Raw genomic sequence first — 15482 nt, forward strand, 5'->3', positions numbered from 1 at the left:
GACATGTGGATTGTGACACTGCTGATCGGGCTGATTGCGGGAATCGCGATCGGCCCGGTGGCGTATGGGCGTGAGATGCGGCGGATGGCCCGGTTCCTGCATGAACGGCCAACGGAAAGCAATACCCGGCTGGGCGTGGAGCTGCCGGGCGAGGCGAGCCGTGAACTGGTCCGGGCGATCAACGCGCAACTGGATGCGATCCAGGCCGAACGAATCACCTCGATAGCCAAAGCACAGGAATTCCAGCGTGACCTCTCGTCGCTGGCACACGACGTGCGTACGCCGCTCATGGGCGCGCAAGGCCATATCCAACTGGCATTGCATGGGGATGACACTCAGGGCGGCTCGGCTCTGCAGCATTCCGGCCGAGAAGACGTAATGAAGAATACCGAAGCCGCAATGCCGGATTCAACGGCAGTCAATCGGGAACGGCATCTCAGCGTGGCTTTGCGGCGATTGGACGACATGCGTGGGCTGCTCGACCAGTTGTTCACCTATGCCCGAGCCAATGATCCTGACCAGACACTCGATATCGAGCCTGTTGCTTTTCAGCCGTTGATTGCCGAGGTGCTTGTGGACCATTATCCCGAATTCGAGGAACGTGGCTGGGAGCCCACACTCGATTTCGAGAACGATCGGTTTATGTTGGAAGCCGACCCCGCCGCGTTGCGCCGTATCATCGACAACCTCGTCACCAATGCGCTGCGACATGGCGCCGGCGCGCCAACCATCACACAGCGCGGCGATGCGATTACGTTCTCCAATCCCATCGCCGCACAAGCGGCTTCCGACATCGACCCAGCCAAACTGTTCGACCGTTTCTATCAGGCGGATGACGCACGTGGCTCCAAGGGGGCGGGCCTAGGGCTGGCCGTCTCTCAGTCTCTGGCCCATGCCATGCACCTCCATTTGTCCGCTGCAGTGGAAACGAGGGAAAATGCCGACGGTGAAGGCGCCCTTCTCTCCATCACCCTTGCACCTGAGCCAAGGGTCAACTCACGTGTTGAGTAGCTGATGGGCGCGCTGGCGGGAGACACCGAGGAGATCGCCGATCTGCTGCAGGGCCAGGCCCATGCCATGCAGCTCCTGCGCGGCGGTACGGGCCTCCCGGGCGGCTTTGGCACGGCAATCGGCCTCCTGCTCACGCAACTGACGGGCCTTATCAAGATGCTGCCGAACCGAATCGGGAAGTTGCGTCCTGACCGCGATGCCGAAGTCGGAGCTTTGCGTCATCAGCACGATGAGATCGCGAGCCATGCCTTCTATTTCCCGGGTGGTACGCGCTTGCGTGAATCCCACGCCCGGCACCTCGAGAACCCAGTACTTCTCACCGGGCCGAACAATAACGTCATACGTCTTCACCGGTACCAATCCTTTCCGAGTTTGATTGCGGCCTCCTCGCAAATAATCTTTGCGAGGACATTGTCGATTTCGCTGTGCCGTGGAATGGGAATCATCAAATCATCCAATTGGAATATTTCATGATTCCCACCTTGCCGAACGCGAGAGAACCGCTCGCTGTTTCGCAGCGTTCCGTAGCAATTTGATGAGTGCTTTTCTAGAGGTCATTATAGTTTCTAGTGCTTCCTTGACAACTCCGTCAAGAGTGATATTGACATTATTCTTCGTATTTCAGGATGATTTTGTTGTCCTTGGTCGGCTCGGTACCGGATTCCAGTGAAATGGTGGGCTCCAGCGGCTCCTTGGACATGCGGCCTTCGAAGTAGCGGGTTTCCTTGAGCTCGCCTTTGATGACGTTCTGGAAATGGGCTTCGTGCCGCTGCACCGCCGGATTGCCCTGGTTCAGCGCGTCCTGATAGGTGGCCTGATGGTATTGCAGCCAATGGCTGATTTCCTTGCCCGAGGTGGCACCTCCCGCCACCGGCGTCGCATCATACGGAGTGACGCCGTTGATGGGCGTGGACCCGGGATTGCAGGAGCCATCCGAATTGATGATGCTTTCGGTCCCTTGAGGCGCCTGCGACACCGAACCGCTAACGGTCAGCCAATTTGGGGTAGCTGGGTTTGAGGCCCCATCCAGTGCCGCCACGAGTTCATCCTGAATCTCCACACTGGTGACCCATGTGCTCTCCGGTATGGGATGATTGGCGATAGGGGAGCCCGCGGTCACAATATGTTTGACGTTGAACTCGTCCTGCCAATCCGAGGCGATGGATGCGGCCACGATGCCGCCTTGCGAATGCCCCACGATCGCTACTTCGTCGTCCTCGCCGATGCCGGCCTGTCGCATCGCCTCGATGACCAGACGGACGCTATCGGCTTGCCTGCGCTGTTCGGGGTCCGAGCTCATGAGTTCTGCGTTCTGCTCCCAATCGAACGGAGAATCGGACTGTCCATCGGTTCCGGGAACCGTAACGAGCCAGGCCGATTTGCCGTCCTCCTTCTCGTAGCGCTGGACGGCGATGGTGGCATATCCCAGTCCGCTCTTCAAATCGACCTTTCCAAGCCGCTCGTTGGCCAGCCGGTACAGGCCGTCAAACGCGCCGGTCACCGTCTGGCTTGACCTGACCACATCCGCTTCGGTCGTGACCTCGCGGACATTGAGATAATTGCCTTGGGCCGCGTTCTTCAGCGGAGCGCTGAGCAGGGAGAGGATGCCCGCGCCTTGGTTGACCTCATCGGTGGTGGAGAATCCCGTAAGAGGCGAGAGCTTGCTGAGTATGGCGCCGGTGCCGCTCATATACCCCTCCTGGAATGGTGACGTGGCGGTAGACATCCACGAGGGATTCAGTTTGCCTTCCTTGACCAAACCGAATAGGAGACCGCCCAGAGCCAAAGTCCCCATCCCCATTGTCATTCCGAGCCAGTTGGCCGTGGTTCCGAACTGTACCGCCTCATTGAACAGCCGTTTCACCGAAAGTTCGGTTTCCGAATACACACCCAACACCTTCAACAGTAACTGGGAGGTACGGGCAAGATCGTCGCTGATCTGCCGGCACGTGTCCGCATGGTTCTGACAGCGCACTTTCAGCACGGTGTAAGGCAGCATGGAAGAGTTATGCGTGTTGCACGCCGATATGAAGGCATGCCGGTTATCGAGCTGCTCCCTGGTGGCGTTCCAGACGGTGGCGAGTTTTTCGAATTCACCAGCCGCTTCGTCCAGAGCCTTGGCCACGGCCGTGTATTCCTCACGGGTCGCGGTCGAATAACCCTTGCCGCCGTACACCTTGGATTCGACCTGCCAGTAGTATTCGTTATCGTTGCCCATCACGCCTCCATCGCCAGTCGTTGGGTGGTTTCCACATCGTCGGTCAGCATTTTGATGGCGTATGCGGTGCGATCAAGCGTGGAACGGAACCATTCGGCGGCATTGCCGGTCCATTCGATGTCCTTGGAGCGGGCGATGGCCGTTGCCGCATTGTCATTGGAAGCGACAGTGACCGCACGTTGTCTGGAGATGAGATCCCGGTCGGTCTGCATGAGCACAAGACAGCGGCAGGCGGAAAACGCCGGAGAGGCAGTGCTACCGTCCAAGGCCGGCAGCGGTTGATCCTGAATGAAGATGGGCTGGCTATTGAGGAAAGGATTATCGTAACTGTTCATGCCTTCCAGCTAAACGGAAGGCGTACAAGACTGTCCAGCCGAACCGGGACATGTGGTTCCAGCTTGCCGTTTTCTGAGGAAGTTATGCACAAATGCTGTGGACAGCGGTGAAAACGGCGGCAGACGCAACGTGGCGGTGCCAGTGCCAGTTATAGGAAGGCTCTGTTAAGCCAAGATTGACATGCCCCTTATTCTTGGCTCCCCTTGTCGGGACATTGCCGTGAAGCAAACAGCGGAGCTGTTTGCAGGCAATGTGCGAGACGACAGTCGAGCCAACAGAACGCGAACGAAGTTCGTCCTCAATTGCAGGACGAGCTGGCGGCGAAGCCGACTGAGGGGTAGTCCAAGGGAATTCATGTCAATCTTGGTTTAACAGAGCCTATAGGACACCACCACCGCCACGATAAGGCCATCGCCAAGACCATCACCACGGCTTGGTGACGCCGGTGCCTTTGTTCTGGGTCTTCTGCTCCGTCTTGTTCGTGGTGGTGGAGTCGCCATCGGCCGACTGCTGGTTGGCCTTCATCAGCTCCTCGACCTTCTTGCGCTGCTCCTCGGTCAACGAACCTTGCTTCTTGGCATTGGATGAGGACGAGGAATTCTGCTTCGAGGACTGGCTCTGCGCGCTGGTCCCGCCCTGCTGTTCCTGCACGCGCTCCAGCGTGATCTTGGTCAGCTCGGCGGAGATGGAGGCGTTGGCGTCGATGGCGTCGCGGATCTCGGGCAGCAGCACCGCACGCATGCGGCCTGCCTCCGCGAACTGCGCGTCGGTCTGCTGTTGCTGGGCATGCAGCGTGTCCGCATCGGTCTTCTCATCCTGCGCGGCCTTGATATTGGCGGTCAGCGATGCGGTCGCCTGATTGAACCGGTTGGCGGCCACCAGGTTCACACCGGCCAGTCCCGCCGTCACGAGCAGCGCCACGGCAACCACGGCCAGCACGATGCGCACGGCCAACGGTCCACGCGCCGACCGCACCGGTCGTGCCGAAGAACGTACCTGAGTCGTTTCGGCGTTCTTGCTCATAGCAGTCTCCTTGAAGTCACGATCCAGGCACCGAGTTCCCATGCCAGCAGCAGTGCCAGCACGATGGCCAGAGGCCAGACCACAGGTGTGGTGCGCGTACGCTCCTTGACCGTGGATGTGACCCGCCACTGGTCGGAGACCTTGCTTGACACCGCATCCGCCAGCGTCTGCGAATCACCGAGCTTCACATATGTGCCGCTGATTTCATCGGCGATATCCTTCAGATTCTTCTCGTCCATTTTCGAGACGCCGGGCTCACCGGTGTCCGGGTCGAGGATCCACTGGTCGGCCGTATCGGAACCGGTTGCCGAGCCGCCGGTGTTCACGCCGTCCGCAATGGCCGGAATCTTGCCGCCTTCGGTCGAGCCCACACCTATGGTGAACCCGTCGTCAAGATAGCGTCGTAACGAGGAGAACGTACGGCGGGTCTTGTCCGAGGTCTGTTCGCCGTCACTGATGAGATACAGCACAATCGCGTCATCCGGATGGGCCTCGCGAATCGACTTGGCGGTGATCAGCAGCTGATCGATCGGCGCATCCAGACTGGAGCCGGCGGAGACGGACGTGGATTCCAACGTCAGCGTATCCGCCCAATTGTCGATGGCCGGGGCGTCCGGCGTCAGCGGCACGTCCAATGTGCCTGAGGCGCCGAAACGGATGGCCGCGAAACTGGCATCCGGATAGGACTTGGTCACGTCATGCACGGCCTTGCGGGCCGCGTCGATACGGCTGATGGCTTCACCGGACCCATACCGGGCGTCGGTCACGGCCATCGAACCGGTCACGTCCACGGCAAGAATCACGTCGGTGGCATTGATGGCACGGGAGGTGGTCGGTGCCACCACACTAGGCGTCAGCACCATCACGGCGGCCACCAGCATCATCAGCGTGCGGCGGACGCAAGCGGCAATGGTCTCGTCGCTCGCGCCGGCCTTGCGCCTGCGCGCAAACTGCATGATTTCCGCCACGGCCAAAACAGCCAGCACACCTGCCAACAGACCGCCGGCCACCCAACCCAGAGCGGGGGAGAAGGTGAATCCGTTCATCGGCGCAACCTCCAGACGCATGCGATCCAGACCATCAGCACCAGCACGAGCACAAGCGTCCACAAACCCGGCGCATCCACCATCGAGGCTTTCGCCTGGTTCTCGTTGGCCGTGTCCCGGCGCGATTCGATGTCCCGCACCAACTCGTTCACGCTCCTGCCGTTCGACTGGGTCAGGAAGACGCCGCCGTGCGATTCGATGGCTGACTTCATATCCGTGGTGGTTTGGTCGTTCTCACTGGATTTCGGGCCGGAATACAGGCCGTCCACGGTGATAGAGGCCTGACGGGCCAGATCCAGCGCCTCGGTGAGCGAGTAGGTGGGCTTGCCGGAGACCACGTTGTCCGTGGCCAACACGATCGAGGCCGCGCGCCTGCGCTCAGCGGTGGCGCTGGAGGACTCGCCATACGCGAAACCGGGCAGCATGGCGGCGCAGGACACCACGCCATCACCGATCAGCGACGTGGCATCCTTGCGGTTCTGCGTGCCGTCCAGCCAGTCGGCGATCTTCTGGTAATCGGAGTCGGACATCTTGTCGATGTCGTCCTGCGATTCCACGCCGCGCAGGGCCTTGCTGGCCGCCGCGAGCTGCTTGGAGACCAGATCGTAGTCGTCGGTCAGCGGGAAGACCGTGCGCGAGGTGGAGTTGAAGATGCTCAGGCCGATGCGCTCGCCCTGGAAGTGCCCCACCAGTTCACGGTACGTGTCGATGACCTCGCGATCGTAGGGAAGCGTGGAACCGGACACGTCAAGGCACAGCACGATGTCACGGCTGGAGGCACGCTCCGCGCCCGCATCCACCTGACTTGGGCGCGCGACCAGCGCCACGGCAAGCAGCAGCGCCAACGCAAGCAGGCCGGCGGCGAGGCGACCGAGCGCGCGCCACTGGCGGAACAGGCGCGAGGCATGTTCGGTATTGAGATCGTCATCCAAGGAGAATACGGCCTCGCTCGATTGCGGACGGCGCGAGAACACCACGATGAGCGTCACCAGCGCGGCCGCCACCAGTACGGCGGCCAACGCGGCCCAAGGCCAATGCCAGGTGAGGGTCATGAACGCCACCTTTCCACCAGATTGGACACCCATTCGGCCGCTTCCTTGACGCTCGCCTCACGTGCGGCCCGATTGCGCGAGGCGTCGGCGAATTCGGGCGGATACAGCGCGCTGATGGTCTGACGCAGCGAATCCAATCCCTGGCGGTTCGCCGGGGTGCGGTTGAGACGGGTCAGATCAGTCAAGGTGCTGGCCGTGAGCTCGCGGCCCGAAGCGGCACCTGCGAACTCACGCGCGATCTGCGCCAATTCAGCAAAGGCGTCCTCACGGCTCAAGGTGCCGGACTCGTTGCGGGCCACCACGTCGGCGATACGATCGCGCCACACGGCCTTGCCGCCAGCACCGCTGTGGACACCGCGCTGCAAGATCTCCTTGCGAGGCTTCCTGGACGGACGGGACAGCAACACCGCCGCAACCGCCAACGCCACCGCAACGACGAGACAGACCGCGATCACCGCAGCCAGTGGGCCGGTCAGCTGCAACGCTCCGACCGGCTTCAGATCGCCGGGGCTAACGGCCAATACCACGGCCAATGATTCCATCATCATCGCGTCACCCCCAGCGTCAACATCAGATCGGGGGATACGCCCAGCTGGTTGCGCGTGGTCCGGGCCAGTGCAGCCGAAACCAGATGCACGAACCGCTCGAACATGGCCTCGCTCGACCCGGCGCGAATCATGTGGGATCCGGTGCGTCCCAGCTCCTGTTCCAATGCGGCCGCCATATAGCCGCGATGCGTATCCACTTCGGCGGCGGCTTTGGCGGAACGCAGGAAAGCCGGCACGCGGCGGCTCGTCACACCATCCGTGGGGGAGGGATGACCGGCCCTGAGCGGACGGAACGGATTGAGCGTGGCCACATCGATGAGCACCACCGGGTGAGTGCGGGCGATACGGCGGAACTCCGGGATGTGCCGTTCGGCCAAGGCATGCTCGTCCGTGGCCAGCACGATAAGCGCATCACGGTCCTTGATTCGGCGGGCGTACGAAAGCAGCGCGTCGATATTGCGCTGATGCTCCCACGCACGGTCCAGCGCTTTGTCCAGCGTGCGCTCGAACTGTGCGAACCCGCCGTTGAACGGGATGCGCGTGATGCTCGACGAATCGCCGAACACCAAGGAAATATCATCGGAGCGACGCAGCGACAGCGCGGCGAACATGCGCAACGCATTGGCCGCCACCTCCCAGGCGCGTTCGCCCGAATCGCACATGCCGCCCATCTCGCGTCCCACGTCCATAAGCAGCCACACCTTGGATGTGGCCAGACGTTCGCGCTGGACCACCATCGGACGGCCCTGCCTGGCACTGGTTTTCCAATCGATCAGGCGCGACTCGTCGCCCGGCTCGTAGGCGCGCACGTCCATCACATCGCCCGCACCACCACGACGGCCGGACGTGTGCTCGCCCTCCAACACACCCAGCGCCTTGCGTACCGTGGGCAGGCTCAGCTGGGTGCCCAGGGCCTCGATTTTCTTGCGGACGGAAACGGAAGTCACGTCGGCACTCACGCTCTGGCTCACGGAACGGGAACGGTCTCGACGATCTTGTCCACGATCTGGTCGCTGACCACGCCATCTGCCAGTGCCTCGAACGTGAGCACGATACGATGGCGCAGCACTTCGTGGGCGAAGGCCTTGATGTCCTCCGGCACCACGTAATCACGACCGGATAGGAGCGCGTTCGCCTGTCCGATGCGCGTCAGGGCGATGGTGGCGCGGGGCGAGGCGCCCAGACGGACCAGCGAGGACAGACCCTTGATGGGGCGGGATCCGGCGCCACGGGAGGTGGCGGCGATATCCACCGCGTACCGCATGATCGCGTCGGACACATGCACACGGCGTGCGGCGCGGCGCAGGAAGTCCACGTCCGTCACGGAGATGCGCTCGCCGGTGATGGTGTCCGGGCCGATCATGTCGGAGCCGCGGCGGGTGAGCATGGCGAGCATGCGCGTCTCCTCCTCCGCGGAGGGGTAGGTCATGATGGCCTTCATCATGAAGCGGTCCATCTGGGCCTCGGGCAGGTTGAACGTGCCCTCCTCCTCAATGGGGTTCTCGGTGGCGATCACCATGAACGGCTTGGGCAGCTGGATGCGCTGGCCGCCGATCGTGGTGGCGCCCTCGGCCATGGCCTCCAGCATGGCGGACTGGGTCTTGGCGTTGGAACGGTTGATCTCGTCCAGCAGCACGAAGTTGGCGTGGATCGGGCCGATCTGTGTGGTGAACTTCTGGGAGGCGAAGTCGAACACCTGCGTACCGGTCAGATCCGAGGGCATGAGGTCCGGGGTGCACTGCACGCGCTTGAACGAGCCGGACACACAGGTGGCCAGCGTCTGGGCGGCCGTGGTCTTGGCCAGGCCCGGCACCGATTCGATGAGGATGTGGCCACCGGCCACCAGGGTCACGATAAGGGACTCACGCAGATTGTCCTGCCCCACCAGCGTCTGGGCGAAACGCGCGCGGATGCTGTCCGCCAGTGCGCGTGCGCGTTTGGTATCGTCGGCGCTCAGCGCCGGGGTCTGGATCATGGGCTGACCGACCGGCGGCATGGCGGGCCGGGGCAGCGGTTGTGGGGGCATGTTCGGTTGCGTGGGGAACAGAGTCATGCCCACCACTGTAACGACTCACGCTGACGGCGGTTGTGGATTTTCAGTTGTTGTAAGCCCAACGGTCCTGCAATTGCGGTCGGGCTTCGCCCGCGTTTTGTTGGCTCGCCTGTCGGCTCGCACGTTGCCTAAAAACCGAAATCCTTACGGATTTCCGTCGCGGCGTAGCCGCTCCCCTCACCTACGTACAGCCCACAGGGCTGTACGTTTAACGGTTTGGCCGGGCTGTTTTCTTTACGGCAACGTCCAATCCACCGGTTCCGCACCCATGTTGATGAGGGCCTGGTTGGCGCGGGAGAAGGGCCTGGAACCGAAGAAGCCACGGGACGCCGACAGCGGGCTCGGGTGCGGGGACTTGATGATGAACGCATTGGTGAGCAACGGTTCGAGACTCTGCGCATTACGCCCCCAGAGAATCGCCACCAGCGGTTTCGGCTTGCCGTCGGCGTCCGTACGGGCGTTGAGCGCGCGGATCGCGGCCTCGGTGACCTCCTCCCAGCCTTTGCCCTGATGCGAGTTCGGGCGGCCGACTCCTACGGTCAGGCACCTGTTGAGCAGCATGACCCCGCGTTCGGTCCACGGCGTCAGATCGCCGTTGGAAGGCATCGGCACGCCCAGGTCATCGACCAGTTCCTTATAGATATTGATCAGGCTCTTCGGCAGCGGGCGCACGTCGGGCGCCACGCAGAAGCTCAGGCCCACCGGGTGCCCCGGCGTGGGATAGGGGTCCTGGCCCACGATGAGCACCTTGATTGAATCGAAGGGAATCGTGAAGGCGCGCAGGATATTGTGGCTCGCCGGCAGCCAGGGACGCCCGGCGGCATTTTCGGCCCTGAGAAAATCGCCCATGCGGTGAACGGTGGGTTCCACATCCGCCAGGGCCTCGGCCCAGCCGGGCTCGACCAGATCTCGTAAAGGTTTAACCATGGCTCACCACTGTAGCCAAAGGAGTCCGCTTTGAAGCCCGGCGTGGCACGATAATGCGATTTGACGCTTGCCGGGTTAGACTCGTGGGTAGTTTTTCATACAGGAAGGGCGGCCATGGCACGCGACAAGATGACCTATGACTCTTACGAACGGGATATCTTCGACAATCCGCCGAAGGGCCCGGTGGGCGTCCACCGCGGCTCTCGTCCGCTGATGGCACGTCTTGCGCCGTTCCTCGTCGTGATGCTGATCGCCGCGCTCGCCGGTGTGGGCGCGTGGCTGTTCGTGTCCGGCGAATACAAGGTGATTCTGGGGCAGTCCACCTCCCAAAGCGAAACGGCGAGCGACGCCAATAGCGCCGATAGTAAGGACTCCTCGAATACGTCCGCGAACGGTTCCAGCAATTCCACGAAGAAGGATTCGTCCTCTTCGGATGCCAAGGATTCGTCCTCCGACTCCACGCAGTCGGATTCCACCAACTCCACGAACAGCACCGACCAGAACACACAGCAGCCCGAGCAGACCTCCACGGTGAACAAGGCCACCCAGGTACTCGTGGTCAACGCCACCGGCATCCAGGGTTACGCCGGACAGCGGTCCGACGTGCTGCAGACCTCCGGATACACGAGTGTGACGGCGGCCAATCCCGACGGGACGCTCACCATGCCCACCTACACCGTGGTGTGGTACCAGAACGAGACCGACAAGGCCACCGCCGAGGATGTGGCGAACACGCTCGGCATCGCCACAGTGGAGCAGGCGCAGGGTCTTGCCGTGCCGATCACCGTGGTTTTGCTCAACTAGCGTAAACCCAAGGAAAACCTAGGAAAACGGCCCCAATCGGGTGTGAACGTTCTCATGTTTTTGGACGTTTTCGTATTGAATTGGTTGGGAATGTTCCCTCTTCACTGTACAATCGTGCTCTAGTCGCGAGGTAGGGGGAGCGCGATGCGGTTCTTTCTACGTTCCCTATAGGTATGTGTCGCGACACCTATAAAGGGAACAAAGGAAAGATCAGATATGGCACAAGGTACCGTGAAGTTCTTCCTTGCCAAGAAAGGGTTCGGGTTCATCCAGCCGGACGGCGGCGGCGAGGACGTTTTCGTGCATTACGCGGAGATCAAGGACGACGGCAGCACCAATAAGTTCAAGATGCTGTACGAGGGCGATCGCGTGGAGTACACGCCTGTCCCGTCCGGCAAGGGCACGCAGGCGAAGGACGTGGTGAAGCTGTCCTCCGGTGAGGACCGCGCCTGATACCCGGCGCATGCAAGGATGCGCACACAGAGCCTCGGCCGCAAGGCGGTCGGGGCTTTTCTGTTTTTCATGCCGAGAGCACAATCGCCGGGGCCGATGTTGGCACTCGGCACCCGTGAGTGCTAATGTCTGGGTTAGCACTCGGAGGTCGAGAGTGATAACCGGCAGCTGACGGCCGGGGGTCGGTACTCGGCATCCACGAGTGGACACTGTAAGTACGCAGCCATTTGGAGGAACACACAACCATGGCAAAGATCATTGCTTATGATGAGGAAGCCCGTCAGGGTATGCTGGAGGGCCTCGACAAGCTCGCCAACACTGTCAAGGTCACCCTGGGCCCGAAGGGCCGCAACGTGGTGCTGGACAAGACCTACGGCGCCCCGACCATCACCAACGATGGTGTGTCCATCGCCAAGGAAATCGATCTTGAGGATCCGTACGAGCGCATCGGCGCCGAGCTGGTCAAGGAAGTCGCCAAGAAGACCGACGACGTCGCCGGCGATGGCACCACCACCGCAACCGTGCTGGCCCAGTCCCTGGTTCACGAGGGCCTGAAGAACGTGGTCGCCGGTTCCAACCCGATCGCCCTGCGTCGCGGCATCGAGAAGGCCACCGACGTCATCGTCAAGGAGCTCGTCGCCGCCGCCAAGGACGTCGAGACCAAGGATCAGATCGCTGCCACCGCCACCATCTCCGCTGCTGACCCCGAGGTCGGCGAGAAGATCGCCGAGGCCCTGGACAAGGTTGGCCAGGACGGCGTCGTGACCGTTGAGGACAACAACCGCTTCGGCCTGGACCTCGACTTCACCGAGGGCATGCGCTTCGACAAGGGCTACATCGCCCCGTACTTCGTGACCAACGCCGACGACCAGACCGCCGTGCTGGAGGATCCGTACATCCTGCTGACTTCCGGCAAGGTCTCCTCCCAGCAGGACATCGTCCACGTGGCCGAGCTGGTCATGAAGACCGGCAAGCCGCTGCTGATCATCGCCGAGGACGTTGACGGCGAGGCTCTGCCTACCCTGATCCTGAACAACATCCGTGGCACCTTCAAGTCCTGCGCCGTCAAGGCCCCGGGCTTCGGCGACCGCCGCAAGGCCATGCTGCAGGATATGGCCATCCTGACCGGCGCTCAGGTCGTCTCCGACGAGCTGGGCCTCAAGCTCGACTCCATCGACGTGGACGTGCTCGGCCACGCCAAGAAGGTCATCGTCTCCAAGGACGAGACCACCATCGTCCAGGGTGCCGGCTCCAAGGAGGACATCGACGCTCGCGTGGCCCAGATCCGCGCCGAGATTGAGAACACCGACTCCGATTACGATCGTGAGAAGCTGCAGGAGCGCCTGGCCAAGCTGGCCGGTGGCGTGGCCGTCATCAAGGTCGGCGCTGCCACCGAGGTCGAGGCCAAGGAGCGCAAGCACCGCATCGAGGACGCCGTGCGTAACGCCAAGGCCGCCATCGAGGAAGGCCTGCTGCCCGGCGGTGGCGTGGCCCTCGTTCAGGCCGCTGCCAAGGCCGAGAAGGATGAGGCTGTCACCTCCCTGACCGGCGAAGAGGCCACCGGTGCCGCCATCGTGTTCCGCGCCATCGAGGCCCCGATCAAGCAGATCGCCGAGAACGCCGGTGTCTCCGGTGACGTGGTGATCAACAAGGTTCGTTCCCTGCCGGACGGCGAGGGCTTCAACGCCGCCACCGACACCTACGAGGACCTGCTGGCCGCCGGTGTGACCGACCCGGTCAAGGTGACCCGTTCCGCTCTGCAGAACGCCGCTTCCATCGCCGGCCTGTTCCTGACCACCGAGGCTGTGGTGGCCAACAAGCCGGAGCCGAAGGCCGCTGCCCCGGCCGCCGGTGCCGACATGGGCTACTGATCCGCTAGGGATTAGTCGTTCCGATTAGCTGAAGAAAAGGGACTTCCTTCGGGAAGTCCCTTTTCGTATTGTCCCTGGCTTCCTTTGCTGTGGGGCCTATGCTCCTCCACGAGGCTCCCCTCAGTCGTCTACGACGACAGTTCCCCTCGGAGGGGAGACAGTGTCAGGCTATGAGGCGAACAGTCGCGACGCCTGGGATTCGGCATCGGCGTAGACGGTGGAGGCCTGGGTCAGCGAACGCTGGATGGACTCAAGCGAGGCCTCCATCTGCTGTTGGGCCGAACGCCATTGCGCGGCGACCGAGGTGAACTGGGTGGCCGCCGAACCGCGCCACGCCTCCTGCAGACTGTTGAGATTGGTGTACATACCGGCCACGGCCTGCCTGATTTGGGCAACCGAATTGGCCACAGCGGCCGAGGATGATTGGATCCGTTCCGAATCCACTTGATATTGGGGCATGATGCGCTCCTTTCGCGGCATTGGTGAATCATGGTCGATAACGACCGACAATGCCAGTACCGGCCGCTATGGTGGAGCCTATGGCACAAACGAATTGGGCAGAAGGAAAAACGACCACTGTGGTTCCATCTTCGGCGCAGGCGGCGCGTATCGCCGGCAGGAAGTCCCGAATGTGGCTTGTCTGCTGTGTTTTCATGGTTGTCGCGGCGTTGTTGGGATCCATGTGGATAAGCGGATTCGCCTATGGGGACAACTCGGACGGCGCCACCGGCAGCGGCGATTCCTCCAGTTCGGACAGCGGCGTGACCATCACCGAGAACATCACGGATACTGAGAACCTGCTCGGCTCGCATGTCTCCGAGGTCTCCGACGCCATCGCGAACACCGAGAAGGAGGCCGGCGTCCACGTGCATCTGCTGTACCTGTCCACATTCAACAGCAAGCTCACGCCGCAGAAGTGGGCCAAGAACGTGCTTGAGTCCATGGATCCGAAGCCCAATACCGTGCTGCTGGCCGTGGCCTCGAACGACGGCAACCTGGTGGTGGCCGTCTCCTCCAATTCAGACGAATGGCTCAAGGACCAGGACACCGTGGACAAGCTTTCCGAAGCCGCACAGCAGCCGCTGATGAAAAGCACTCCCGACTGGTCCGGCGCAGCCACCGCCATGATGGATCAGATCGTCAAATCGCAGAAGACCTCCACCTCATCGTCCTCGATCAAGATCGGCATCATCGTGATGGCCGCAGTGCTCGTGGTGCTCATCATCGTGGTGGTGCTGATGGTGGTGATTCGCGTGCGTTCCGGTAACAAGAAGCCGCGTCGCGCCAGCGCCCAACCGCTCAGCTGGCAGGAGAAGAAGGCCCGGAGAAAAGCCAAGAAGGAACTCCAAGGCGACATTCAGGAAACGCCCAGACGAACGCGACACTCTAGGAAGCATGAGTAAGCCTATTGAAGCATCGATCGTAGTTGTAGATGACGAGCCGTCCATCCGCGAACTGCTCGTCGCATCCCTTCATTTCGCCGGATTCGAGGTGAACACCGCCGCATCCGGTTCCGAAGCCATCGAAGTCATCGAGAAGGTGCAGCCGGACCTCATCGTCCTGGATGTTATGCTCCCTGACATCGATGGCTTTACTGTGACCCGCCGCATCCGCCAGGAGGGCATCGACGCGCCCGTGCTGTTCCTGACCGCGCGCGACGATACGCAGGACAAGATCATGGGCCTGACCGTGGGCGGCGACGATTACGTGACCAAGCCGTTCAGCCTGGAGGAAGTGGTGGCCCGCATCCGCGCCATCCTGCGCCGCACCCGCGAGCAGGTGGAGGACGACCCGATCATCCGAGTGGCCGATCTGGAGATCAACGAGGATTCCCACGACGTGACCCGCGCCGGCCAGCCCATCGATCTGAGCCCCACCGAATACAAGCTCCTGCGCTACCTGATGGACAACGAGGGCCGCGTGCTTTCCAAGGCGCAGATCCTCGACCACGTCTGGCAGTACGACTGGGGCGGGGACGCCGCCATCGTCGAATCGTACATCTCCTACCTGCGCAAGAAGGTGGACGGCGTGACCTACACCGACGAGAACGGCGAGACCCGCAAGGTCACCCCGCTCATCGAAACCAAGCGCGGCATCGGATACATGATCCGCGAACCCAAGAACTGACCTCGACACCTTC

General features: G+C 62.0%; 17 protein-coding genes. 6 read left to right on the plus strand and 11 right to left on the minus strand.

What is annotated here, in order from left to right; genetic code table 11:
* Positions 1-3: 3 nt before the first annotated feature.
* Positions 4-1011 carry a sensor histidine kinase gene (locus DF196_RS04060; RefSeq protein ID WP_206603775.1) on the plus strand — a complete coding sequence of 336 codons (1008 nt, stop codon included), beginning with the start codon at positions 4-6 and terminating at the stop codon, positions 1009-1011.
* Here DF196_RS04060 and DF196_RS04065 read toward each other — a convergent pair.
* The 10 genes from DF196_RS04065 to DF196_RS04110 all read right to left on the minus strand — a co-directional run bounded on the left by DF196_RS04065 (position 997) and on the right by DF196_RS04110 (position 10214).
* Positions 997-1257 carry a hypothetical protein gene (locus DF196_RS04065; RefSeq protein WP_241519578.1) on the minus strand — a complete coding sequence of 87 codons (261 nt, stop codon included), beginning with the start codon at positions 1255-1257 and terminating at the stop codon, positions 997-999. The two genes, DF196_RS04060 and DF196_RS04065, sit on opposite strands and share 15 nt — an antisense overlap.
* 361 nt (positions 1258-1618) lie before the next feature.
* Positions 1619-3229: a PGAP1-like alpha/beta domain-containing protein gene (locus DF196_RS04070; RefSeq protein WP_109056612.1), complete on the minus strand. Its 1611-nt coding sequence runs from the start codon at positions 3227-3229 to the stop codon at positions 1619-1621.
* Positions 3229-3564, minus strand: a complete 336-nt coding sequence (locus DF196_RS04075) for a hypothetical protein (RefSeq protein WP_109056613.1) — start codon at positions 3562-3564, stop codon at positions 3229-3231. Before DF196_RS04075 ends, DF196_RS04070 begins: the two co-directional genes overlap by 1 nt.
* 424 nt (positions 3565-3988) lie before the next feature.
* On the minus strand, positions 3989-4588 hold the full coding sequence (locus DF196_RS04080) for a DUF6466 family protein (protein WP_170114973.1): 600 nt from the start codon (positions 4586-4588) through the stop codon (positions 3989-3991).
* Positions 4585-5634: a vWA domain-containing protein gene (locus DF196_RS04085; RefSeq protein WP_109056614.1), complete on the minus strand. Its 1050-nt coding sequence runs from the start codon at positions 5632-5634 to the stop codon at positions 4585-4587. The genes DF196_RS04080 and DF196_RS04085 overlap by 4 nt, the downstream gene beginning before the upstream one ends.
* The gene (locus DF196_RS04090) at positions 5631-6686 is read right to left on the minus strand and encodes a vWA domain-containing protein (RefSeq protein ID WP_109056636.1); all 1056 of its coding nucleotides are present in this window, start codon (positions 6684-6686) and stop codon (positions 5631-5633) included. The genes DF196_RS04085 and DF196_RS04090 overlap by 4 nt, the downstream gene beginning before the upstream one ends.
* Positions 6683-7231, minus strand: coding sequence for a hypothetical protein (locus DF196_RS04095; protein ID WP_109056637.1), 549 nt, complete (start codon positions 7229-7231; stop codon positions 6683-6685). Before DF196_RS04095 ends, DF196_RS04090 begins: the two co-directional genes overlap by 4 nt.
* Complete coding sequence (locus DF196_RS04100; protein WP_170114977.1) at positions 7231-8181, minus strand: DUF58 domain-containing protein; 951 nt, start codon at positions 8179-8181, stop codon at positions 7231-7233. Before DF196_RS04100 ends, DF196_RS04095 begins: the two co-directional genes overlap by 1 nt.
* A 20-nt stretch (positions 8182-8201) precedes the next feature.
* Positions 8202-9287, minus strand: a complete 1086-nt coding sequence (locus DF196_RS04105; protein WP_170114974.1) for an AAA family ATPase — start codon at positions 9285-9287, stop codon at positions 8202-8204.
* 234 nt (positions 9288-9521) lie between these two features.
* On the minus strand, positions 9522-10214 hold the full coding sequence (locus DF196_RS04110; protein WP_109056616.1) for a uracil-DNA glycosylase: 693 nt from the start codon (positions 10212-10214) through the stop codon (positions 9522-9524).
* A 114-nt stretch (positions 10215-10328) separates the two neighbouring features.
* Here DF196_RS04110 and DF196_RS04115 point away from each other — a divergent pair, with 114 nt between their 5' ends.
* From DF196_RS04115 to groL, 3 genes are all read left to right on the plus strand, one after another.
* Positions 10329-11018: a LytR C-terminal domain-containing protein gene (locus DF196_RS04115; protein ID WP_109056617.1), complete on the plus strand. Its 690-nt coding sequence runs from the start codon at positions 10329-10331 to the stop codon at positions 11016-11018.
* A 216-nt stretch (positions 11019-11234) separates the two neighbouring features.
* Positions 11235-11471, plus strand: coding sequence for a cold-shock protein (locus DF196_RS04120; RefSeq protein WP_094667229.1), 237 nt, complete (start codon positions 11235-11237; stop codon positions 11469-11471).
* Positions 11472-11716: 245 nt separating this feature from the next.
* A complete protein-coding gene (gene groL, locus DF196_RS04125; protein WP_109056618.1) occupies positions 11717-13342 on the plus strand; it encodes a chaperonin GroEL in 1626 nt (541 codons plus the stop codon).
* Positions 13343-13510: 168 nt separating this feature from the next.
* On the opposite strand, the gene DF196_RS04130 is transcribed toward groL, so the two are convergent.
* The gene (locus DF196_RS04130) at positions 13511-13801 is read right to left on the minus strand and encodes a WXG100 family type VII secretion target (RefSeq protein ID WP_109056619.1); all 291 of its coding nucleotides are present in this window, start codon (positions 13799-13801) and stop codon (positions 13511-13513) included.
* A gap of 221 nt (positions 13802-14022) precedes the next feature.
* Between DF196_RS04130 and DF196_RS04135 the strand changes: the two genes are divergently transcribed.
* Positions 14023-14745, plus strand: coding sequence for a TPM domain-containing protein (locus tag DF196_RS04135; protein ID WP_170114975.1), 723 nt, complete (start codon positions 14023-14025; stop codon positions 14743-14745).
* Complete coding sequence (locus DF196_RS04140; RefSeq protein WP_109056621.1) at positions 14738-15469, plus strand: response regulator transcription factor; 732 nt, start codon at positions 14738-14740, stop codon at positions 15467-15469. Before DF196_RS04135 ends, DF196_RS04140 begins: the two co-directional genes overlap by 8 nt.
* Positions 15470-15482 lie beyond the last annotated feature (13 nt).

The sequence above is a fragment of the Bifidobacterium callitrichidarum genome (genome assembly GCF_003129905.1).
Lineage (GTDB): Bacteria > Actinomycetota > Actinomycetes > Actinomycetales > Bifidobacteriaceae > Bifidobacterium > Bifidobacterium callitrichidarum.

What these genes read in the sequence shown, in the direction of transcription:
- DF196_RS04060 (WP_206603775.1), top strand. Translation starts at nt 4, where the DNA reads ATGTGGATTGTGACACTGCTGATCGGGCTGATTGCGGGAATCGCGATC.
- DF196_RS04065 (WP_241519578.1), bottom strand. Translation starts at nt 1,257, where the DNA reads ATGGCTCGCGATCTCATCGTGCTGATGACGCAAAGCTCCGACTTCGGC.
- DF196_RS04070 (WP_109056612.1), bottom strand. Translation starts at nt 3,229, where the DNA reads ATGGGCAACGATAACGAATACTACTGGCAGGTCGAATCCAAGGTGTAC.
- DF196_RS04075 (WP_109056613.1), bottom strand. Translation starts at nt 3,564, where the DNA reads ATGAACAGTTACGATAATCCTTTCCTCAATAGCCAGCCCATCTTCATT.
- DF196_RS04080 (WP_170114973.1), bottom strand. Translation starts at nt 4,588, where the DNA reads ATGAGCAAGAACGCCGAAACGACTCAGGTACGTTCTTCGGCACGACCG.
- DF196_RS04085 (WP_109056614.1), bottom strand. Translation starts at nt 5,634, where the DNA reads ATGAACGGATTCACCTTCTCCCCCGCTCTGGGTTGGGTGGCCGGCGGT.
- DF196_RS04090 (WP_109056636.1), bottom strand. Translation starts at nt 6,686, where the DNA reads ATGACCCTCACCTGGCATTGGCCTTGGGCCGCGTTGGCCGCCGTACTG.
- DF196_RS04095 (WP_109056637.1), bottom strand. Translation starts at nt 7,231, where the DNA reads ATGATGGAATCATTGGCCGTGGTATTGGCCGTTAGCCCCGGCGATCTG.
- DF196_RS04105 (WP_170114974.1), bottom strand. Translation starts at nt 9,287, where the DNA reads ATGACTCTGTTCCCCACGCAACCGAACATGCCCCCACAACCGCTGCCC.
- DF196_RS04110 (WP_109056616.1), bottom strand. Translation starts at nt 10,214, where the DNA reads ATGGTTAAACCTTTACGAGATCTGGTCGAGCCCGGCTGGGCCGAGGCC.
- DF196_RS04115 (WP_109056617.1), top strand. Translation starts at nt 10,329, where the DNA reads ATGGCACGCGACAAGATGACCTATGACTCTTACGAACGGGATATCTTC.
- DF196_RS04120 (WP_094667229.1), top strand. Translation starts at nt 11,235, where the DNA reads ATGGCACAAGGTACCGTGAAGTTCTTCCTTGCCAAGAAAGGGTTCGGG.
- groL (WP_109056618.1), top strand. Translation starts at nt 11,717, where the DNA reads ATGGCAAAGATCATTGCTTATGATGAGGAAGCCCGTCAGGGTATGCTG.
- DF196_RS04130 (WP_109056619.1), bottom strand. Translation starts at nt 13,801, where the DNA reads ATGCCCCAATATCAAGTGGATTCGGAACGGATCCAATCATCCTCGGCC.
- DF196_RS04135 (WP_170114975.1), top strand. Translation starts at nt 14,023, where the DNA reads ATGTGGATAAGCGGATTCGCCTATGGGGACAACTCGGACGGCGCCACC.
- DF196_RS04140 (WP_109056621.1), top strand. Translation starts at nt 14,738, where the DNA reads ATGAGTAAGCCTATTGAAGCATCGATCGTAGTTGTAGATGACGAGCCG.